Annotated in this window: 17 protein-coding genes; 14 read left to right on the top strand and 3 right to left on the bottom strand. The window is 36.7% G+C overall.

All coding sequences use genetic code 11. The features are described 5' to 3' along the window. Positions 1–58: 58 nt before the first annotated feature. From Q0X66_RS04660 to Q0X66_RS04620, 9 genes are all read left to right on the top strand, one after another. Positions 59–3,520 carry a hypothetical protein gene (locus Q0X66_RS04660; protein WP_297703687.1) on the top strand — a complete coding sequence of 1,154 codons (3,462 nt, stop codon included), beginning with the start codon at positions 59–61 and terminating at the stop codon, positions 3,518–3,520. A gap of 122 nt (positions 3,521–3,642) precedes the next feature. After that, positions 3,643–4,713, top strand: a complete 1,071-nt coding sequence (locus Q0X66_RS04655; RefSeq protein ID WP_366938667.1) for a glycosyl hydrolase family 17 protein — start codon at positions 3,643–3,645, stop codon at positions 4,711–4,713. Positions 4,714–4,769: 56 nt separating this feature from the next. Next, positions 4,770–5,804, top strand: a complete 1,035-nt coding sequence (locus Q0X66_RS04650) for a glycoside hydrolase family 2 TIM barrel-domain containing protein (protein ID WP_297703685.1) — start codon at positions 4,770–4,772, stop codon at positions 5,802–5,804. Between the two features lie 85 nt (positions 5,805–5,889). Then, on the top strand, positions 5,890–7,344 hold the full coding sequence (locus tag Q0X66_RS04645; RefSeq protein ID WP_297703683.1) for a glycoside hydrolase family 30 protein: 1,455 nt from the start codon (positions 5,890–5,892) through the stop codon (positions 7,342–7,344). A 32-nt stretch (positions 7,345–7,376) separates the two neighbouring features. After that, positions 7,377–8,942, top strand: coding sequence for an MFS transporter (locus Q0X66_RS04640; protein ID WP_297703681.1), 1,566 nt, complete (start codon positions 7,377–7,379; stop codon positions 8,940–8,942). 121 nt (positions 8,943–9,063) lie between these two features. Beyond that, positions 9,064–9,951 carry a glycosyl hydrolase family 17 protein gene (locus Q0X66_RS04635; protein ID WP_297703679.1) on the top strand — a complete coding sequence of 296 codons (888 nt, stop codon included), beginning with the start codon at positions 9,064–9,066 and terminating at the stop codon, positions 9,949–9,951. A gap of 40 nt (positions 9,952–9,991) precedes the next feature. Then, a complete protein-coding gene (locus tag Q0X66_RS04630; protein ID WP_297703677.1) occupies positions 9,992–10,933 on the top strand; it encodes a glycosyl hydrolase family 17 protein in 942 nt (313 codons plus the stop codon). 208 nt (positions 10,934–11,141) lie between these two features. Further along, positions 11,142–11,909 (top strand): glycoside hydrolase family 16 protein, encoded by a 768-nt coding sequence (locus Q0X66_RS04625; protein ID WP_297703675.1) that lies wholly within the window; start codon positions 11,142–11,144, stop codon positions 11,907–11,909. A gap of 71 nt (positions 11,910–11,980) precedes the next feature. Next, complete coding sequence (locus tag Q0X66_RS04620; RefSeq protein WP_297703707.1) at positions 11,981–14,146, top strand: glycoside hydrolase family 3 C-terminal domain-containing protein; 2,166 nt, start codon at positions 11,981–11,983, stop codon at positions 14,144–14,146. Here Q0X66_RS04620 and Q0X66_RS04615 read toward each other — a convergent pair. From Q0X66_RS04615 to Q0X66_RS04605, 3 genes are all read right to left on the bottom strand, one after another. After that, complete coding sequence (locus Q0X66_RS04615) at positions 14,143–14,556, bottom strand: DUF6691 family protein (RefSeq protein ID WP_297703673.1); 414 nt, start codon at positions 14,554–14,556, stop codon at positions 14,143–14,145. The genes Q0X66_RS04620 and Q0X66_RS04615 overlap by 4 nt on opposite strands. After that, positions 14,553–15,116, bottom strand: a complete 564-nt coding sequence (locus Q0X66_RS04610; RefSeq protein ID WP_297703671.1) for a YeeE/YedE thiosulfate transporter family protein — start codon at positions 15,114–15,116, stop codon at positions 14,553–14,555. The genes Q0X66_RS04615 and Q0X66_RS04610 overlap by 4 nt, the downstream gene beginning before the upstream one ends. A 123-nt stretch (positions 15,117–15,239) precedes the next feature. Continuing rightward, positions 15,240–15,713: a hypothetical protein gene (locus Q0X66_RS04605; protein ID WP_297703669.1), complete on the bottom strand. Its 474-nt coding sequence runs from the start codon at positions 15,711–15,713 to the stop codon at positions 15,240–15,242. A 353-nt stretch (positions 15,714–16,066) separates the two neighbouring features. On the opposite strand from Q0X66_RS04605, the gene Q0X66_RS04600 reads away from it, so the two are divergent. The 5 genes from Q0X66_RS04600 (at position 16,067) to Q0X66_RS04580 (ending at position 21,625) form a co-directional block, all read left to right on the top strand. Further along, on the top strand, positions 16,067–16,402 hold the full coding sequence (locus tag Q0X66_RS04600) for an arsenosugar biosynthesis-associated peroxidase-like protein (protein WP_297703667.1): 336 nt from the start codon (positions 16,067–16,069) through the stop codon (positions 16,400–16,402). A 9-nt stretch (positions 16,403–16,411) separates the two neighbouring features. Continuing rightward, positions 16,412–17,467, top strand: coding sequence for an arsenosugar biosynthesis radical SAM (seleno)protein ArsS (arsS, locus tag Q0X66_RS04595; RefSeq protein ID WP_297703665.1), 1,056 nt, complete (start codon positions 16,412–16,414; stop codon positions 17,465–17,467). A 188-nt stretch (positions 17,468–17,655) separates the two neighbouring features. Further along, positions 17,656–18,624: an arsenosugar biosynthesis arsenite methyltransferase ArsM gene (arsM, locus tag Q0X66_RS04590; protein ID WP_297703662.1), complete on the top strand. Its 969-nt coding sequence runs from the start codon at positions 17,656–17,658 to the stop codon at positions 18,622–18,624. Between the two features lie 348 nt (positions 18,625–18,972). Beyond that, positions 18,973–20,784 (top strand): acyl-CoA dehydrogenase, encoded by a 1,812-nt coding sequence (locus Q0X66_RS04585; RefSeq protein WP_297703660.1) that lies wholly within the window; start codon positions 18,973–18,975, stop codon positions 20,782–20,784. A gap of 64 nt (positions 20,785–20,848) precedes the next feature. Next, positions 20,849–21,625, top strand: a complete 777-nt coding sequence (locus tag Q0X66_RS04580; protein WP_297703658.1) for a glucose 1-dehydrogenase — start codon at positions 20,849–20,851, stop codon at positions 21,623–21,625. The last annotated feature ends 18 nt before the right edge of the window (positions 21,626–21,643 follow it).

Here is a 21,643-nt window from a genome sequence, read left to right as displayed (position 1 = left end):
TGCAGGTATAATCCTGAGAAAAAGGATTTTAAGTTAAGAACAATCAAATTATCAATAAATGAATCAACACCCAATATACTTCGGCGATATTAAAGCTCATTTTGAAAAACCTGAGATAAAAGGAGAACCTGTACGTCTTCAAAATGAAAATTTTTATAAAATTTCAAACAGCAATGTCATGAGACCGTTTTTCATGAGCATTGTCAGCAATTCAAACCATTGGATGTTTATATCCAGCAATGGAGGATTAACAGCAGGAAGAAAAAACAGTGAATCATCTTTGTTCCCTTATTATTCGGATGATAAAATTACTGAATCAGCAGATATTACAGGAAGTAAAACTATACTTCAAATACATGCTGATGGCAAAACCCATTTATGGGAACCTTTTTCCGATAGATATTCCGGAATATATAAGACTCAAAGAAATCTGTATAAAAACTTTTATGGGAACAAGATTGTTTTTGAGGAAATCAATCAAGATCTGGGCCTTACTTTCAGGTACCAATGGTGCTCGAGCGATGAATACGGATTCGTAAAAAAATCTACATTGGTCAATGATACCAGAAATGAGATACAAGTAACGGTATTGGACGGTATTCAAAATATCATTCCTTACGGAGTAACATCCGACTTGCAGAATAGACAAAGTAACCTGGTCGATGCTTACAAAAAAAATGAGCTTGAAGCAGAAGTTGGCATTGGCGTATTTGCACTGAGTGCGATAATTGTTGATAAAGCGGAACCCAGTGAAGCCTTAAAAGCCACAATTGCCTGGTCTACCGGAATTGAAAACGCAAAATATTTGGTCTCTTCCTTACAACTTGATAAGTTCAGAAGAGGAATAGAAATTGAACAGGAAGTTGACATAAAAGCTGAAAAAGGAGCTTATTTTCTTTGCGCAGATTTAACTTTAGAGCCTGATTCGGATAAAACCTGGATGATAATTGCCAATGTCAACCAATCAATGGTCAACATCAGTGAAATTTCTGAATTGATTAAAAAGAAAACAAACGTTATTGCTATAATTCAGGAAGATATTGAATTAGGGTCCAAACATTTATTGGAATTGAATGGAGCTTCAGATGGTATGCAATTGACGGCGGATACATTGAGAGATACCAGGCATTTTTCAAATACCCTGTTCAACATCATGCGTGGCGGTATTTTTGATGATGGTTATCAAATTGAAAAATGGGATTTTGTAAAATATATTGAAACCGCCAACAAAAAAGTATTTAAGAAAAAGGAAGGTCTCTTAAATAATCTTCCTGAGGTATTTACACTTGGTCATTTGAATGCATTGGCGGAAAAAGATGTGGATAAAAACTTTAAAAGAATTGCTATTGAATACATGCCTCTTAAATTTAGTAGAAGACATGGTGACCCAAGTAGACCCTGGAACAGATTTTCAATTAACACAACGAATGAATTAGATGGCTCTAAAATATTGGACTATGAAGGTAACTGGAGAGATATTTTTCAAAACTGGGAAGCTTTAGCACATTCGTACCCGGAGTTTATCGAAAGTATGATCCATAAGTTTTTAAATGCAACTACATTTGATGGCTACAACCCTTACCGTGTAACTAAAGACGGATTTGATTGGGAAATCATAGAACCGGATGATCCATGGTCATATATTGGGTATTGGGGAGATCATCAAATCATCTATCTATTAAAGTTTTTGGAGTTTATTGAAGACTATTACCCTAATAAATTAGCAACGTACTTTAAACAAAATATTTTTGTATATGCCAATGTGCCTTACAAAATAAAAAGCTATTCAGATATCTTAATCAACCCTAAAGACACTATTGAATTTGATCATGAATCAGATGAAAGGATTGCTCAAAAAAGAACTGAATTAGGTGCTGATGGTGCCTTACTTAGAGATGAAAATTATTTTATCTATAAAGTTAATCTTGTTGAAAAATTATTGGTAACGGTTCTGGCAAAAGTATCGAACTTTATTCCAGAAGGTGGAATCTGGATGAATACACAAAGGCCGGAATGGAATGACGCTAACAATGCCTTGGTAGGAAACGGCGTATCGATGGTGACTTTGTATTATTTACGACGATTTTTAAATTTCTTTGAAGGAGTAGTTAAAAATATGTCAGATGAAGACAATGAAGTTTCTAAAGAATTAGCCGAATTTTTTAACAAAGTACTCTCTACTTTAAATAAAAATAAAAAGATCCTTTCAGGGAAAGTTTCTGATAAAGATAGAAAGACAGTATTAGACGGACTTGGAAATGCAGGTAGTGATTATAGAACAGGCATTTATGCGAATGGTTTTTCAAGTGATAAAGATACCATTACGAAAAATGATTTGATACACTTTTTAGAAATCTCCAAAAAGTATTTAGATCATTCTATAGATGCCAATAAAAGGGACGACAACTTATTCCATGCATACAATATAATGACGATTGAGAATAATTCAGAAGTTTCTATCTCCTACTTACCAGAAATGTTAGAAGGTCAGGTAGCCGTTTTAAGTTCTGGATATATCTCTGGAGAAGCATCATTAGAGTTGTTGGATGCTTTAAAAAGTAGTGCCTTGTTCAGACCAGATCAATACAGTTATATATTGTATCCGGACAAAGAATTACCAAGATTTGATGTAAAAAACAATATCCCTTTCAAAAAAGTCGAAGCATCAGCCTTATTAAAGCGACTTTTAAGTAACGGAAACAACCAGATTGTTGTAAAGGACGTTCAAGGAAACTACCATTTTAATGGGACATTTAACAATGCAAAAAGCTTAAAAGATGCGTTGTCACAGCTTCCGGGAGAACAATATGGAGCATTGGTTGAAGAAGATAAAGATTTGCTACTAGAAACTTTCGAAGAGATATTTGATCACAAATCCTTTACAGGACGTTCAGGAACCTTCTTTGGTTATGAAGGTTTAGGATCAATCTATTGGCACATGGTTTCTAAATTGTTATTAAGCGTTCAGGAAACTTGTTTGTTAGCCATAGAAAATAAGGAAAATGAAGTAATTATAGGAAAGTTATTAGACCATTATTACGAAATTAATGAAGGCATAGGAGTTCACAAATCACCAGAATTATATGGTGCTTTCCCAACAGACCCTTATTCCCATACACCAGCAACAAAAGGTGCTCAACAACCGGGTATGACAGGCCAGGTAAAAGAAGATATTTTAAGCCGATTTGGGGAATTAGGAGTATTCGTGAGAGACGGGAAATTATTGTTTAATCCACGTTTGTTGAGAAAAGAAGAATTCTTAAATAAGGCAAAGAAATTCACCTTTACTGATATCAACAAGGAAATAAAAGAAATTGAACTGGAGAAAGGATCACTTTGTTTTACTTATTGTCAAATTCCTATCATTTACAAATTGGCAGAGAAACAAGGTTTGAAGGTTGTATTCAACGGAGATGCAATTCTTGAATATGATCACTTAAATCTTGATTTGGCAACAAGCAAAAAAGTTTTTGAACGTACTGGAGAAATTAGTCAAATTATTGTATCCGTTAAAAAATAAATTTAGAGACATGAAAGAAAATATTAAAACAACCATGTACATTTTATTGGTGATCCTCCTATGGCGGTTACAGACATGCTGATCACGATATTGAGCCTACATTAGATGAACTCAAAGAGGATATGAAACTATTATCTGCAATGGGCATTAAAATTGTGCGTACTTATAAAGTTTACTTGCCGGAAGCGACTAACTTATTAAAAGCTATTCGTGAATTAAAACAAGAAGATCCCGGCTTTGAAATGTACGTCATGTTGGGTGCATGGATTGATTGCAAAAATGCCAGGAATGATAAGGAGCCAGATCACGACCAGGAAAATGAAGCCAATACATCGGAAATTGAGGTAGCAGTTAATTTGGCTAATCAATATACAGATATTGTAAAGGTAATTGCAGTAGGTAATGAGGCCATGGTAAAATGGGCCGCTAAATATTATGTGCAACCAGCGGTAATTTTAAAATGGGTTAACCATTTACAAGAGTTGAAAAAATCAGGAAAACTTTCAAAAGATTTGTGGATAACAAGTTCCGATGACTTTGCCTCCTGGGGCGGACTTGGTACTGAATATCATACCGAAGATCTTGAAAAATTATATCATGCCGTAGATTATGTCTCTATGCATACCTATCCTTATCATAATACGCATTATAATCCTGAATTTTGGGGAGTTCCCGAAGAAGAAGAAAACCTATCCGATATTGAAAAGATAGATGCAGCCATGCTCAGGGCCAAAAAGTTTGCAATGTCTCAATACGACAGTGTTTCAGGCTATATGAAAAGTATAGGTGTTGACAAACCAATTCATATTGGCGAAACAGGTTGGGCATCTACCTCTAATGGACATTACGGGCCTGAAGGATCCAGGGCTACCGATGAATATAAGCAAGCGCTGTATTACAAACACATGCGCGACTGGACCAATGCAGAGGGTATTTCATGTTTTTATTTTGAAGGTTTTGATGAACAATGGAAAGATGCTAAAAATGCAAAAGGTTCAGAGAATCATTTCGGACTAATAAATTTAAAAAGCCAGGCTAAATATCCAATTTGGAATTTGGTAGATGATGGCACGTTTGAAGGGTTGACCCGAGATGGAAAACCCATTACAAAGACATTCAATGGGGATAAGGATGCGCTGTTGCAAGATGTATTGGTGCCGCCTTTAGCCAGTGAAACAAAAGCTCCTCAATAATTGAAACCCAATTGAACAGGGTCATGTTGAAAAAACATTCAATTAAAAAGTTTGAAATGATTAAAAAATTCGAATTAAAATTTTTAAAAGGCATTTTATTGCTTTTAACCGGCTTTCTTGTTTCATGTGCAAGTAATTCCAAAGCTGATATTGTTACCATTTCAGGACGCCAAATATTGGTAAATGATGCTCCCTATATAATTAAGGGTATATGTTATCATCCGGTACCTAAAGGGAGTGAGAAAAGGGATTTTGGAAATTTAACTCAAGATTTGTCTTTAATGGCAGATGCAGGTATAAACACAATCCGGGTATATGAACCAATCACTGACAAATCTGTCCTTGACCAGGTTCAGGAAGCTGGTCTCAAAGTAATTATAGGTTTTGGATATGATCAGGGAGGAATCAACGACATACATTCGGGAACGTTTATCGATTATGTCAACACTTATAAAAATCATGATGCCATATTGCTTTGGGAACTGGGAAACGAATATAACTACCATCCGGAATGGTTTGATGGCGATATAAAAAACTGGTATAATGCAATGAATAAATCAGCTCAGCTTATACATGAAAACGACCCTTCACATCCTGTTACAACTGCTCATGGCGAATTGCCTGATTCATTAGCCCTCTCATTATCTGAAAACATTGATGTTTGGGGAATGAATGTGTATCGCTATGATGATCCTACAACTATTTTTTCCGAATGGAGTGCAATTAGTTCTAAGCCAATGTATTTATCCGAAGCTGGAGGAGACAGTTATATGACCATTACAAAAGATGGCTACGATCAAGGTACTAACGAAAAAGCACAGGCAGATGCCAATAAGAAAATTTTAAATTCTGTCTTTAGTGCAAATGATATTTGTTCCGGTGTGGCCATGTTCTCATTTACTGATGGATGGTGGAAAGCTGGAAATCCTGAAACACAAGATCCGGGAGGATGGGCTCCAAACAGTACTGGTGTTCCGTATGATGGTACCCCAAATGAGGAGTTTTGGGGAATAGTGGATATTGATAGAAATAAAAAAGAAACATTTAGTGTGGTAAAAAATATATATACAGGTTTATCTAATAATAAATAAAAGTAAACAGTTTTCAATCATGTACTTTGAAGTCTTAAAATATAAAAAATTAAGTTTTTACCTTTTCAATCTTCTCCTCATTTTTATGATAAGCTGTAATGAAAAAACAGAACAGTTATCAGTTGAAGTATATGAATCTTCAGCTTCAGGAAATAAGTTGACACGAATTACTGAATTCCCTGAAGGGAAGAATGCAGTACAAATAAAAGTGCTCCCGGAAGAAGAATTTCAAACCATTACTGGTTTTGGAGGCGCATTTACAGAGTCTTCAGCATATTTATTAAACAAATTGAGCAAAGAAAATCGCAAAAAAATAATTGATGCCTATTTCAGTGAAGATGGTGCCAACTATTCGCTAACACGTACCCATATGAATTCTTGCGACTTTTCACTAAGCAATTATTCTTATACGCCAGTTGAAGGAGATAAACAGTTAGAGCATTTTACTATCAAGGAAGACCAAGACGATTTAATTCCGATGATCAAGGAAGCCATGGCAGCTTCCAAGGACGGATTCAAAATCTTTGGCTCTCCTTGGACTGCAGCGCCCTGGATGAAAGACAATAACAATTGGGTTGGAGGTAAATTACTTCCGGAATATTACGATACTTGGGCATTGTTTTTCTCAAAATATGTAGACGCTTATAAAGCAGAAGGAATTGACATTTGGGGATTCACAGTGGAAAATGAACCTCTGGGAAATGGTAACAATTGGGAAAGTATGCATTTTACTGCTGAAGAAATGAATGATTTTGTAATGAATCATTTAGGACCTAAACTGGAAGCAGATGGTAAAGGTGATCTCAAAATATTAGGTTACGACCAAAATAGAGATCATTTAAAAGACTGGGTAGATGAAATGTATAAAAATGAAGAAACTTCAAAATATTTTGATGGAACAGCGATTCATTGGTATGCTAGTACGTACGATTGGATGCCTGAAACTTTGCAATATGCTCACAATAAAGCACCAAATAAGCTCTTAATACAAGCAGAAGCATGTGTAGATGCAGAAATTCCGGTATGGCAAGATGATAAGTGGTATTTTGAAAAAGAAGCAACCGATTGGGGTTGGGACTGGGCTCCAGAAAAAGACAAACATTTACATCCTAAATATGCACCAGTAAATCGTTACGCAAGAGATATTATTGGTTGCTTGAACAATTGGGTCGATGGTTGGGTAGATTGGAACATGGTTCTGGATACAAAAGGAGGCCCAAATTGGTTTAAAAATTGGTGTATTGCACCTGTTATCGTCGATCCTGAAAAAGATGAGGTGTATTTTACGCCTATCTATTATGCACTTGCTCATTTTAGTAAGTATATACGACCGGGAGCTGTAAGGATTGGAATTGAAAGTTCAGATGAGACACTAATGGTTACAGCAGCCAGGAATCCGAATGGTTCAATCGCTGTTATAGTTTTTAATGAAGGGGATCAGGTTAAAAATATAAACCTGTCCTTAGATGGAAAAGATATCGATATACAAATAAGTGCACAAGCATTACAAACGGTGATAGTACCAAACATAAAAGAATAAAGTATAAAAACTACTAACTAAACCTAAATAATATGTCAAACATTAAAACTGCCGAAAGAGATAAAGTCCCTATTGGGCAAAAAGCCGCTTTTGGAGCAGGTCATTTTATATTAAACATATTACCTGGAACACTAGGTGTTTTTATTCAATTTTTCTTACTGACAGCTTGGGGAGTTGATCCCTTATGGGCCGGACTTTTGGGAGGTTTGCCAAGAATATTCGACGCTATAACCGACCCCATAATGGGATTCATTTCTGACAATACAAAATCTAGATGGGGACGAAGAAGACCCTACATTTTTATAGGGGCAATAATAAGTGGAATACTCTTCTTTTTGATGTGGCAGCTTGATGATAATGCCTCACAATCATATATCATTTGGCATGTAATGGTTGTTCAAATTCTATTCCTTGTTGGTAATACAATGTTTGCAACACCATTGGTAGGTCTTGGCTATGAAATGACTTCGGATTATAATGAAAGAACGAGATTAATGAGTTTTGCAAACAGCATGGGACAAATCGCCTGGATGATTGTGCCTTGGCTGTATGTAATTATTCCAGATTCAAATACCTTTAATACCCAAACAGAAGGAGTCCGGACTATGGCCCTTATTGTAGGGACAATGTGTGTGGTTTTTGGAATTCTACCGGCATTATTTTGCAAGGGTATTGATTCTTCACATATGGAGAACCGAAAAAAAATTAATTTCAAAACACTTGCTTCCAATATGAAAGAATTGTTTGTTGGAATAGTTCAAGTTTCTAAAAACAAACCTTTTATGAAGTTATGTGGAGCCACGTTTTTAGTTTTTAACGGGTTTCAGCTTGTAGCAGCATTTGGCGTTTTCATTATTGTATTTTATATGTATAGTGGTAGTTACGAACTAGCGGGTACCTGGCCAGCTTGGTTTAATACAATTAATGCAATGATTACTGCATTTTTAGTCATACCCATTATTTCAAAAATGGCAGGTAAATGGGGAAAGAGAAAGGCTTTTATAATTTCCACGGCCTTATCAATTGCTGGCTACCTCTTAAAATGGTGGGGTTTTGATAAAGAACTAAATAGTAAATTTAATGAAACCGGGTTAGGGAAAGGATTAAATTCAGCCATAGGCTCCATCTTCGAAGCTTTAAACCCAATATTAGATGATATTGGAATGTCTTGGTTCTCCATAGATCCGGGTAGTGAAATTCCATGGCTTATATTTTTGCCGATTCCTTTATTTGCTTTCGGAATGGGTGGATTATTTACTTTGATGATGTCTATGACAGCCGATGTGTGTGATTTAGATGAATTGGAAAATGGTATGCCACGTAAAGAAGGCACTTTTGGCGCCATTTATTGGTGGATGGTTAAATTAGGTCAGGCCATCGCACTTGTTCTGGGAGGATTAATTTTAAAGATCGTAGGATTTGATCCAAATGTTACCGAGCAATCTCTGGAAACTATGAACAACCTTAGAATCGCTGATATAGTAGTCCCATCGTTTACAGCAGCACTAGCTATATGGGTGATGTGGAAGTACGATCTTACCGAGAAAAGAGCCAAAGAAATTAAAACAAAACTAATAGAACGTAGAGGAGAATTATAATAAAAATAACAATTAAATAAAATATAATGTCATATGGAAAAGGGCATCAGTTTTCTTTAAAAGAAATCGATCAAACGCAAGATGCCGGAATTAATTTTTCTAAAATTTTAAAAATAAGATTATGTCGTCATTAAGAATAGAAAAGAGATTAGCATTGGCAGCGCTTGATTATGCCGATAAAACAACAGAAGAGCTAAAAAGCTTAGGTAAGCAGGTTTTGAAGAATGGAATGCACGGACTTTGTTTTAGTCCTTATGAGGAAGGTCAAAAGCCCGGGGATTTTATGACGGAAGCACAGATTCGAAGGCGTATGGAAATTATCAAACCATATACAAAATGGATACGGTCCTTTTCCTGCACTGATGGAAATGAGGCTATTCCTCGAATTGCGCATGAATTTGGCATTAAGACACTAGTAGGTGCATGGTTGGGTGATGATCCAAAAATTAATGAACAAGAAATTGCCAACCTAATTAAATTGGCGAACGAAGGTTATGTTGATATCGCTGCCGTTGGCAATGAAGTCATGTATAGGGGTGATTTAACAGAGGATGAACTGTTGGGGTTTATATATCAGGTTAAAGAAGCATTACCTAATGTTCCGGTTGGTTATGTTGATGCCTATTATGAGTTTGCTGATCGCCCCAGGATAACCGAAGCATGTGATGTCATTTTGGCCAACTGTTACCCCTTTTGGGAAGGCTGTGACCTGGATTACTCTTTACTGTACATGAAAGATATGTATCACAGGGCACTACAAGCTGGTAATGGCAAGAAGGTAATTATTTCTGAGACCGGATGGCCTAGCAAAGGCACCAGTCTTGAAGGTGCATTTCCATCATATGAAAACTATATAAAAAATTTCATTAATTCACAAAAGTGGTCTGAGGAAGAAGATATACAAATGTTCTATTTTTCATCCTTCGATGAGTCATGGAAAGTTGGAGCCGAAGGTGATGTTGGTGCATATTGGGGCCTTTGGGATAAAGATGAAAATCTTAAATTTTAGAGTGAATCGCCCACTATATTTTATAACTAATTATTGTTAAATGAATTACATTAACGAATTAAAAATAGAAGCAGGAAAAGCAATTTGCTATTCTGGTTTTAGAGAGGGACAAAGTCCCGGAGGGATTTACCCAAGTTATGAAGAGATAAAGGAGGATCTTTTAATGCTTCATAACCATTGGAAATACCTTCGCTTATATGACTGCGACAGGCATACTGAAATTGTTTTGGAAGTAATTGAAAAAGAGAGGCTGAATTTCAAGGTAATGCTCGGTGCCTATATTGTTGCAGAGGCCAATAATTATGGTTGTCCCTGGGGAGGATCATATTCTGAAGAACAACTGGAGAAAAATAAAATTACAAATGTCGCTCAGATTAAAAAATTGATTCATTTTGCAAACCAGTACCCCGAAATCATTTTCTCTTTATCTGCAGGAAATGAGGCTTGTGTTGATTGGACCGATCACTATGTACCAGTTGATAGTGTTATCAATTATGTGAAGATGATTAAAAAAGGAGCCAAACAAGCTGTTACTTTTTGTGAAAATTATCTTCCCTGGCTTGATAAGTTAAAAGACCTGGTAGAAGAAGTAGATTTTATATCTATCCATACATACCCTGTGTGGGAGTATAAGAACATTCATGAAGCCCTGGAATATACCAAACAAAATTATTATGCCGTAGCCGATACCTATCCCGATAAACCAGTGGTAATTACTGAAGCTGGTTGGACAACTTTTTCCAATGGAAGAGGTATTTGCCCAACGAATGTGAGTGAGGAACATCAGCGTATTTACTACAATGATTTAGTTACTTGGTGCGAAGAAGCAGACATTCTTACATTTGTTTTTGAAGCTTTTGATGAACCATGGAAAGGATCATCGGAAGCTCTGGAACCAGAAAAGCACTGGGGATTATTTAAAGTAGACAGAACTCCAAAACTGGTTATGAGAGAACTGTATTCTAATGAAACGGCTAACTAGGGATTATATGCTTAAAAACTTATAAATAGTATCTATTTTTATGTATGGATGTTCTGAAAACCTAAATAATTCAACCAATTTAAAAGCTGAAAATATCTTAGGCAATCCGCGAATATTCCCGTAACATAATTATAAAATGGGGAGACCTCAAGATCCTCTAAAATTCCATTATGTGCGTATTTGAATGTTTTGACCTTTTATCTTGCTAATGAAAAATCAATTAATTATAGGCATTTTATTGTTACTAACCACCTCAATTAGTAATGCTCAAAATAAGGAGTTACTTTTTGTAGAAAATTTTGATGGGGATCGACTTAATGAAAAATTCTGGAATTTTGAATTAGGTGATGGTTGTCCGGAACTGTGTGGCTGGGGTAATAACGAACGCCAGGTATATACTACGTCTAATCATTCACTAACAGATGGTTATTTATATTTGAATGCAAATTTTAAAGATGGTATATACACTTCCAGTAAAATTACCTCCAAAAACAAGTTCGAATTTCAATACGGTAGGATTGAAATCAGGGCCAAACTACCAGTTGGTAATGGCTTATGGCCAGCCTTCTGGATGTTGGGATCAAATATCTCCCAGGTGGGATGGCCTACTTGTGGTGAAATAGATATCCTGGAGTATGTAGGCAAAGAACAAGGGATGGTATTTAGTACATTGCATACAAAAGACAGCTATGGAAATAGTAAAAATACCAAAAAAGTGCAGATAGAAGATATTGAAATTGGTTTCCATGAATACGCCGCTAACTGGACCAAAGACAAGATCGAGTTCTTTGTGGATAACCAACTTATTTATACCTTTTCTCCGGAGGACAGATCAGTAGAAGTTTGGCCTTTTGATCAACCATTTTATATCATTTTAAATCTGGCTATTGGTGGGGCTTTTGGAGGCCCCGAAGTGGATGATTCTATTTTTCCACAGGATTTTGTAATCGATTATATCAAGGTTTATAAAAATTAACTAACAACTTTTTAATAATTATGAGAACAAATCAAGTACACTGCAAACCTGCTTTATTGGCAATAGCATTCATGGTGCTACTTTTTAGTTCATCAGATATGTATGCCCAAACCACAAATCAAATGAATAAGGAAATAGAAGCAAGTATAGATCGCTTGCTAACACAACTAAGCTTGGAAGAAAAAGTGGCTATGTGCCATGCCCAATCTAAATTTAGCACTCCTGGTGTGCCTCGTTTAGGAATTCCGGAAATCTGGATGTCTGATGGCCCTCATGGGGTTAGAGGAGAAATAAATTGGGATAATTGGGGATATGCCGGGTGGACCAATGATTCAATCACAGCATTTCCTGCTCTAACCAGTTTAGCGGCAACCTTTAACCCTGAACTTTCCAAAGCTTATGGCAAGAGTATAGGAGAAGAAGCCCGTTATAGAAAGAAAGATATTATTCTGGGTCCGGGAGTAAATATTTATCGCACCCCTCTTAACGGCCGTAATTTTGAATATATGGGAGAAGACCCATATTTGGCATCTATAATGGTGGTGCCATATATTCAAGGCCTACAGCAAAATGGAGTTGCCGCCTGTGTAAAACATTTTGTCCTTAATAATCAGGAATTATGGCGAAATCATATTAATGTGGAAGTAAGTGACAGGGCTTTATATGAAATTTATTTACCCGCATTTAAAACAGCGATTCAAGAAGGGCAGGCCTGGTCCATTATGGGTGCATATAACAAGTATAGGGGACAATTTTGCAGCCATAACGAACGATTGCTTACTAAAATTCTAAAGGATGATTGGGGTTTTGATGGCGTAGTGATTACCGATTGGGGTAGTGCCCATGATACCAAAGAGGCCGCACTTTATGGTCTGGATATGGAAATGGGAACCGGTACCGATGGATTAACAACTACCCTAAAAAATGCCTATGATAATTATTATCTGGCTTACCCATTTTTAGAATTGTTAAAAAGTGGCGAGATAGAGGAAAAATATGTAGACGATAAGGTGCGCAGAATTTTACGTTTAATGTTCAGGACCAATATGAATCCCAATCGTTCTTTTGGCAGAATGAATAATCAGGAACACCTGGATGTGGCAAGAAGTGTCGGGGCTGAGGGAATGGTTTTATTAAAGAATGAAGATTCATTTTTTCCAATACCTACTGATAAAAAATTAACGATAGCGGTTATTGGTGAAAATGCAACACGTGCAATGACCGTTGGTGGAGGCTCATCGGAATTAAAGGCTAAGAATGAAATTTCACCACTGCAGGGAATCCGGGAACGGTTTAAGAATGCTACTATTGTTCATGCCATGGGCTATGCTTCCGGACCCCCCGCCTATGGACGTGTAATTCCTTCGGAATTAGATGCTGAGGTTTTGAAAAAGGAAGCTGTTATAGCTGCATCGCAGGCCGATGTGGTGTTGTTTTTCGGAGGATTAAATAAAAATCATCATCAGGATTGCGAAGGCGGAGATCGCCAACAATTTGGACTTCCATTTGGTCAGGATGAACTCTTAAATGAGATCCTGAACGTGAATGATAATGTTGGGGTTGTGCTTGTCAGTGGCAATGCGGTAGGCATGCCCTGGCTATCTGAAGTTAAGGCGGTCATGCAAGCGTGGTATATAGGAAGTGAGGCTGGTCATGCCATAGCTGACGTGCTAAGCGGTACTGTAAATCCGTCCGGCAAGTTACCTTTTTCATTTCCAAAGAAATTGACAGACAATGCCGCGCATTACTATGGTGAAATCTCCTATCCCGGGGATAGCATTAACCAGCATTACAAAGACGATATTCTGGTTGGATACCGTTGGCACGATACCAAAAAGATCAAACCTCTTTTTGCATTCGGACATGGCTTGTCCTATACGACCTATGCTATTTCTGATGTAACAACAGATAAATCTGAATATACCGAAACAGAGTCCATAAAAATAGCATACACGGTTAGCAATACAGGAAACGCAAATGGGGCAGAAGTGGTTCAGGTATATGTAGGAAAGCTGAAATCAAAAGTGGACAGGGCTATAAAAGAGTTGAAGGGTTTTGATAAAGTAAAAGTTAAAAAAGGAACCAAAGAATCTGGTGAAATTTCAATTGATATTGCTGATTTAAAATATTACGAGGAATCTATTTCAAATTGGCGTCTGGAAAAAGGGGATTATATGATTTATGTAGGAAACGCCTCTGATAATATTGTGAAGAAATTAAAAATTAGCATTTATTAATGAGGAAGTTTGTTTTTTAGTACACCGTAGACAAATGTCCCAAATACAGCGGCTGCAATAACAATCAGCATACTTATTACACCCGTGCCCAATAGAACATACAAGGGGCCTGGGCAAGCACCTGCAAGTGCCCAACCAAGACCGAAAACAGTTCCACCTACAATATAACGGATGAAGCCACTGTCTTTTGGTATCAGGTATATTTTATCTCCTTCAATATTTTTTACACTAAATATTTTAAATAACCAAACAAACAAAACGCCCAAAAAAACTGCTGATCCAATGATGCCATACATATGAAACGACTGAAATTTGAACATTTCATAAATCCTGTACCAGGAAACGGCTTCAGATTTTACGAGGACTATACCAAAGAAAATACCTACCAATAAGAATTTTAAAACTTTCATTGTCCGAATATTAAGGGTAAAAGAAAATGGGTCATTATTAATCCCCCTATAAAAAAACCAACTACCGCAATTAGCGAAGGCCATTGAAGATTACTGAGCCCTGTAATAGCATGACCCGAAGTACAACCACCTGCGTAGCGTGTTCCAAAACCAACCAGGAAACCTGCAATAATAAGAATGGCCATTCCCTTAACTGTTAAAACATTATCCCATGCATAAATTTCAGAGGGTAAAAGATCTTCACCTGCATTGCCAAATCCAAGTTGGCCAAGGTCTGCAACGGTTTGAGAATTTAGGGCGATGGTGGAGCCATCAGACAAAAAAGTAACAGCTATAAAGCCGCCAATAATTGCACCCAGAACTACAACGAGGTTCCAACGATAAGCTTTCCAGTCGAACCGGAAGAAATCAGAATATTTTCCGGCACCACCAATACTGCACAGTGTTCTCAGTGTAGTTGACATGCCAAATGTTTTGCCAAAATAAATCAGCAATAACATTACTAAGGTTATTAAAGGTCCTGAAACATACCAGGGCCAGGGTTTAAGTATATAGTCCATTTCTATTATTTAAATCAAATATTACGCAATAATTGTAGAAATCATGGAATTTAAATTACATGTGTTCGACCTACTCAAAGATGCCTCTTTCAGCTTCAATCTTTAGGAATTAAAAATAATGGATTATTGTTTTTCGTAAACTTCACTCATAAAGCCTGGAAGGTCTTCATTAGAAGTGCTCGTCAACCTATCATTATTTAGGGTATACAAGATTAATCTGGTATTAATAAATAAGGACAATTGCGAATTTTGAAATTGCCAGACCCCTGAAGAGGTATTACTATTATCGGCACACCTTATATCAAAAAGACCGCCGGTAATGGAAGCAATATCTAAATTAACTATAGTTGAACTCCATGTACCATCACTATTTATAATTAGTGTTCCAGTAGCACAGGGAAGTTCAGTCAAAATATTCGTAGTCGTATTACCATCCATATTTATATCCTGGGCCGGATTTATATTGAGTTCAGTTAATCTCCAGCTACCCACAACCTCATCACTATTGTCTACAGTTGGTGCATTGTCGTCCGATGAACAGGCCTGTAAAATAAATATGAATACAATTAGGTGTAATAAAACCTTGATTTTTTTCATGGCTATTTTATTTTTTTCATAACCCGCCAAAGGTAAACGTTTTATACTTAAATAAAAACAGAAGTGCAGTGTTCACGGGCTGGGGGGATTTCAGCTAATGAAGCAATTTTTTGCCAAAATATTAATAGTAATAAATAAAAACAGATGTTTAATATTTTCGGGTTCAGTTTATAATAGGCCGTAACTTGTATCGCAACTCACCATTAATCGTTTTAAACTCATTAGGTATACCGGGGAGGCCTTTCCGAAGAAGCCAGGAAATATAATTAGGTATAAACCAGTTTAATGTAAACTTTAGTATTTTCGTTCGACTAACGACCAGGCGTTAGCAATTAAATATAAAACTAACTTGAATGTCTAAAACTTATTACGATCCTGCAGATCTTAGAAAATTTGGGAGCATTACAGAATGGAGTGAAGAATTAGGAACAAAATTTTTTGATTATTACGGTAAAGTATTTGAAGAAGGCGCTCTAACTGCCCGTGAAAAATCGTTAATTGCACTAGCTGTTTCACATGTTGTAAAATGCCCTTATTGCATTGATGCATACACAAAAGATGGTTTACAACGTGGTGTGACCAAGGAAGAAATGATGGAGGCGGTTCATGTTGGCGCGGCTATTGAAAGCGGAGCAACTCTTGTTCACGGTGTTCAGATGATGAACAAATACAATAAATTATCAATGTAATTATAATAAATGATAACAAAGTCCCTAAAGAAAAGAGAAAGTGAATTAGCAAATGTTAATAGGCAATTAGAAATTTTATCTAACGGAATTTTTAAAAGCGGTGAACTACCAACTTTCAAAGATAAAATATCTGAGATTGATCAATTCCCGTTAAAGCCAAGGCAGCTTGAGATACTCCAAATTAATCTTGGGTATATGTGCAATCAGGTTTGCGAACATTGTCACGTAGATGCTGGTCCGGATCGAAAAGAAATCATGACTAAAGAAATCATGGAACAGTGCTTAAAAGTAATAAAATCTACTGCAGCACATACTTTGGATTTGACTGGTGGTGCACCTGAGATGAATCCAAATTTTAGGTGGTTTGTTGAGGAAGCCTTTAAAGTTGGTATTAAGGATATAATCGTAAGGTCTAATCTAACCATTATTAGGTCGAATAAAAAGTACTATGATTTACCTGAATTCTTTAAGAAAAATAATATCCATATTGTTTCGTCAATGCCACATTGGACTCGCGGGAAAACTGATAAGCAAAGGGGTGAAGGAGTTTTCAATAAATCAATTAAAGCGCTTCAGGAACTTAATGCAGTTGGATATGGTTTGCCCGGAAGTAATTTGAGATTGGATTTAGTATATAATCCGTCAGGAGCTTTTTTACCTGGAGACCAAACATCCATGGAAAAAGATTTCAAAAAAGCACTTCTTGAAGATTTTAACATACAATTCCATGATTTGTTTGCGATCACTAATTTGCCAATAAGCCGTTTTTTAGATTATTTAATTGCATCTGAAAATTATGAAGATTATATGTATGCCTTAGTTGATGCATACAATCCTGAAGCGGTGAAAAACGTAATGTGTACAAATACAATTTCCATAAGCTGGGAAGGATGGCTTTATGATTGTGATTTTAACCAAATGCTTGACTTAAAAGTAGAAGGTAAAGTAAAGCATATAAAAGAATATAATGAGGACCTGCTTCAAAATAGAAACATTAGAGTATTTCAACATTGTTATGGCTGTACTGCTGGAGCAGGCAGTAGTTGTCAGGGATCTGTAATATAAAAAACATTATCATAGTCTTTAATAGAAATCCGGAATTAAGATAGATTAAAACTATGACCAAAGCGAATAATATCAAACTTCATGAATATTGAAATTTATGAGGTTTAGGCCTAATTAGAAAGTGTAGCTCAACCATATATGATTACCTTATTTAACGAATTAATTAAAACCCTTTATAAAACTAAAAAATGAGCTATTTAGAAGCAACCCAAAATTTATATAAAGAAGCGGCTTTGACTCCAGATGTTGGACTTTGCTGCACCACTAATCCGGTTTGGGAATTACCGGGATTACAAATTCCCCGTAATATGCAGGATATGAATTATGGATGTGGCAGTACGGTGCGTGCACGGGATCTGACGAATAATCCTAAAATTCTTTATGTTGGTGTTGGCGGAGGTATGGAATTATTGCAATTTTCGTATTTCAATCGTCAAAAGGGTGGAGTTATAGGTATTGATATAGTTGATGAAATGCTTGAAGCTTCGCGAAAAAATTTTATTGAAGCCGAGGCTCAGAACTCCTGGTTTAAAAGAGATTTTGTTGATCTTATTAAGGGGGATGCCCTGAACCTGCCCATTGAAGATAATAGTATAGATGTTGCCGCACAAAATTGTTTGTTCAATATTTTTAAAACCGATGACCTAAAACAAGCTATTGCAGAAATGTATCGGGTTTTAAAACCACATGGAAAATTGGTCATGAGTGATCCTACTTGTGAACAAACTATGAATAAGACACTTCGCAATGATGATAGATTACGCGCTTTGTGCTTAAGCGGAAGTATACCAATAGCGGAATACACTAAAATGTTAACTGATGCGGGCTTCGGAACAATAGAAATTAGAGCACGTAAACCTTACAGAATTCTGGATCCAAAACATTATGCCACAGACGAATTAATTTATATTGAATCTATTGAAGTTGCAGCCATTAAGGATCCAATGCCATATGATGGCCCATGCGTATTTACAGGAAAAGCCGCTATATATTATGGTGATGATGATTATTTTGATGATAATGCCGGTCATATTTTGTTAAAAAATCAGCCTTTAGCTATTTGTGATAAAACCTCTGGGGCATTGCAAGCTTTGAAAAGGGACGATATTTATTTTTCCGAATCTACCTTTCACTATGATGGGGGAGGTTGCTGCTAATAACTTCATGCCTTAAAGTACTAACTCATATACTTCATAAATAAAAATAGCGGGGGTTCATCCCCGCTATTTTTTTGTTTTATTGTGAAATATTTAAAGCAAATTGATGGGTAAATAATATATTGAGAAAAATAAATATCCTGTATTTGTATCACGATGATTTACCGGTGAATGTCATTCGAAATGATTATATTGAAGGAAATTATTTCTGCTTATTTTTCTATCAAATAAAACATTACCTCCAGGCATTTAAATCGTAACCGTTGCTCAAGGTAACCCAATTATGAACTCTATATGTTGCTACCGGCCTGAAATAGATGATTTTTAAGAATTATAATTCAATTTTATATGGCAAACCAATATTTAGATTTAGATACCCTCAAATTTTTGCTTTACGAGGTTCATCAACTTCAAAATGTTTTGGATCAGAGTCGTTTTAAGGACTATGACCAGGAATCTGTAGACCTTTTTTTAAACGCTGTCAAGGATTTTTCCGATAGGGAATTATTCCCTTTTTTCCGTGAAATGGATGAACAGCCTGCCCGTTTTGAAGATGGAGAAATAATTGTCCATCCGCAGGTAAAAAACTACATAAAAAAGGGCGGGGAAATGGGATTAGTTTCCGGACTGTTTGACTATGAAATCGGTGGGATGCAATTACCAGGGATGGTGGTTACTGCGTCGGCTTATATACAGGAAACAGCCAATAATCATTTGCCTGGCTACATTGGATTGACCCTTGGGGCAGCAGAGTTGATTGTAAAATTTGGCAGTAAAGAGCTTAATGATAAATTCATTCCCAAAATGCTCACAGGCGATTGGAATGGAACCATGTGCCTGACTGAACCACAGGCAGGAAGTTCTTTATCTGATATTGTGACCTCTGCTGAACCTTCCGGAGACGGCTATAAAATTTCAGGGCAGAAAATATTTATATCAGGGGGAGACTTTAAAGGCGCTGAAAATGTTGTTCACTTGTTATTGGCCCGAATTAAAGGTGCTCCCGCTGGTACAAAGGGAATTTCTTTATTTGTTGTTCCTAAAAACAGGGGGTCCGCCAATGGTGACCTTACATCTAATGATGTTACAACTTTTGCCGATTTTCAAAAAATGGGTCAAAAAGGCTATTGTACGACTCATCTTTTCTTTGGACATAATGACGATTGTAAGGGATGGCTTGTTGGGGAAGCCAATCAGGGATTAAAGTATATGTTCTTGATGATGAACGGAGCCAGGATAGCTGTCGGACGCGGAGCTGCTGCTATAAGCATGGCCGCCTATCAAGCGTCTTTGTCTTACGCAAGAGAAAGGCCTCAAGGGCGCCGTCTAACCGATACAGGTAAGAAAGACGTGCATCAGGAACAGACCCTTATAATAAACCATCCGGATGTCAAACGAATGCTTATGCTTCAAAAAGTTGTCGCGGAGGGTTCATTAAGCTTGATATTACTTTCCTCAAAATACCATGATTTGTCTGAGACTCATTCAGATAAGAAGGAAAGGGAAAAATACTCCTATTTACTTGAGATCCTTACACCAATTGCTAAAACCTATCCTTCTGAAATGGGGACGCTCTCTGTAAGTAATGGCCTTCAGGTTCTGGGAGGTTATGGGTTTTGTTCAGATTTTATCCTTCAACAGTATTATCGGGACATCCGGATTTTTTCTATTTACGAGGGAACAACGGGAATTCAGTCTTTAGATCTTTTGGGAAGAAAGATGACCATGAATAATGGTAAAGCTTTACAATTGTTGTCTGCAGAAATAATGAAAAGCATAAAAAGAGCATCTAAACATGATGATCTTTTGCCCTATGCAAAGAAACTTGGAACAGCTTTATCCTTAACAGAGGAAGTGTTGAATTTTCTGATGGATTTTGTTAAAAAAGGTGATTATGAACGATTTTTATCAGATGCTACGGTATTTATGGAGTTTTTTGGAAATATTGTGGTTGGCTGGTTGTGGTTGGATATTGCCGTTAAATCTCAAAATGCCATAGCTTTGAGTGACACCAAATTTTCATCCGCATTCTATGAAAGTAAGATCAATGCCATGAAATTTTATTTTAAATATGAAATTCCTAAAACAAAGGCATTGGCTGAGATTTTAATGGATAAACATGTGTTGACTACAGCAAATGAAAATCAGTTGTTTACCTAAATTTTGTCATAAGGCATTAGGGGCCGAAGAAATACTTTTTGAATAAAATAAGCGAAAATAAACGATGGATAGTATAAAATCTAAATTTGACCTAAGTAGTAAAGTCGCTATTGTCACCGGATCAAGTAAAGGAATAGGAAAATCTATTGCCTGGGGGCTGGCTGAAAATGGCGCTAAAGTGGTAGTAAGCAGTCGGAAGCAGGCTGCAGTCGACAAAGTTGCCGATGAATTTAGGGAAGCCGGCCTTGAGGCGGTGGGTATACAATGCCATATTGGCGATTCTGAACAGCGCAAAACACTTATTGCTAAGACTATAGAACATTTTGGAAGAATAGACATCTTAGTGAACAATGCAGCCATAAACCCCTATTATGGTCCTCTGGAGGGCTCAGACGAAGCTGTCTTTGATAAGATAATGAATGTAAACGTCAAGGCGCCATGGCTCCTCTCTAACCTGGTCCTGCCTTACATGAAAGAAAAGGGTAGTGGTAGTATTATTAATATTTCATCGGTTGAGGGATTAACTCCTGGATTTGGATTAGGATTGTACAGCGCAACCAAATCAGCTTTGATAATGCTTACCAAGAATCAGGCTAAAGAATGGGGCCGCTATGGGGTTAGAGCAAACGTACTTTGTCCTGGCCTGATCAAGACCAAATTTAGTGAAGGATTATGGACAGATGACAAATTGATTGCCGGATTTACAAAAGCCTTACCTCTGGGGCGGATAGCTGCTCCCGAAGAAATGGCCGGTATGGTCATGTTGCTGGCATCAGATGCAGGGTCTTATATGACAGGTGGGGTATATGTAGCAGATGGCGGGTACTTAATTTCAGGTTAAAATTCGATTATCGATTAA

The organism is uncultured Eudoraea sp. (assembly GCF_947260015.1).
In the GTDB taxonomy this organism is placed as follows: Bacteria; Bacteroidota; Bacteroidia; order Flavobacteriales; family Flavobacteriaceae; genus Eudoraea.
This window is presented reverse-complemented; position numbering and strand designations above follow the sequence as displayed.

What these genes read in the sequence shown, in the direction of transcription:
- Q0X66_RS04660 (WP_297703687.1), top strand. Translation starts at nt 59, where the DNA reads ATGAATCAACACCCAATATACTTCGGCGATATTAAAGCTCATTTTGAA.
- Q0X66_RS04655 (WP_366938667.1), top strand. Translation starts at nt 3,643, where the DNA reads ATGAAACTATTATCTGCAATGGGCATTAAAATTGTGCGTACTTATAAA.
- Q0X66_RS04650 (WP_297703685.1), top strand. Translation starts at nt 4,770, where the DNA reads ATGATTAAAAAATTCGAATTAAAATTTTTAAAAGGCATTTTATTGCTT.
- Q0X66_RS04645 (WP_297703683.1), top strand. Translation starts at nt 5,890, where the DNA reads ATGATAAGCTGTAATGAAAAAACAGAACAGTTATCAGTTGAAGTATAT.
- Q0X66_RS04640 (WP_297703681.1), top strand. Translation starts at nt 7,377, where the DNA reads ATGTCAAACATTAAAACTGCCGAAAGAGATAAAGTCCCTATTGGGCAA.
- Q0X66_RS04635 (WP_297703679.1), top strand. Translation starts at nt 9,064, where the DNA reads ATGTCGTCATTAAGAATAGAAAAGAGATTAGCATTGGCAGCGCTTGAT.
- Q0X66_RS04630 (WP_297703677.1), top strand. Translation starts at nt 9,992, where the DNA reads ATGAATTACATTAACGAATTAAAAATAGAAGCAGGAAAAGCAATTTGC.
- Q0X66_RS04625 (WP_297703675.1), top strand. Translation starts at nt 11,142, where the DNA reads ATGAAAAATCAATTAATTATAGGCATTTTATTGTTACTAACCACCTCA.
- Q0X66_RS04620 (WP_297703707.1), top strand. Translation starts at nt 11,981, where the DNA reads ATGGTGCTACTTTTTAGTTCATCAGATATGTATGCCCAAACCACAAAT.
- Q0X66_RS04615 (WP_297703673.1), bottom strand. Translation starts at nt 14,556, where the DNA reads ATGAAAGTTTTAAAATTCTTATTGGTAGGTATTTTCTTTGGTATAGTC.
- Q0X66_RS04610 (WP_297703671.1), bottom strand. Translation starts at nt 15,116, where the DNA reads ATGGACTATATACTTAAACCCTGGCCCTGGTATGTTTCAGGACCTTTA.
- Q0X66_RS04605 (WP_297703669.1), bottom strand. Translation starts at nt 15,713, where the DNA reads ATGAAAAAAATCAAGGTTTTATTACACCTAATTGTATTCATATTTATT.
- Q0X66_RS04600 (WP_297703667.1), top strand. Translation starts at nt 16,067, where the DNA reads ATGTCTAAAACTTATTACGATCCTGCAGATCTTAGAAAATTTGGGAGC.
- arsS (WP_297703665.1), top strand. Translation starts at nt 16,412, where the DNA reads ATGATAACAAAGTCCCTAAAGAAAAGAGAAAGTGAATTAGCAAATGTT.
- arsM (WP_297703662.1), top strand. Translation starts at nt 17,656, where the DNA reads ATGAGCTATTTAGAAGCAACCCAAAATTTATATAAAGAAGCGGCTTTG.
- Q0X66_RS04585 (WP_297703660.1), top strand. Translation starts at nt 18,973, where the DNA reads ATGGCAAACCAATATTTAGATTTAGATACCCTCAAATTTTTGCTTTAC.
- Q0X66_RS04580 (WP_297703658.1), top strand. Translation starts at nt 20,849, where the DNA reads ATGGATAGTATAAAATCTAAATTTGACCTAAGTAGTAAAGTCGCTATT.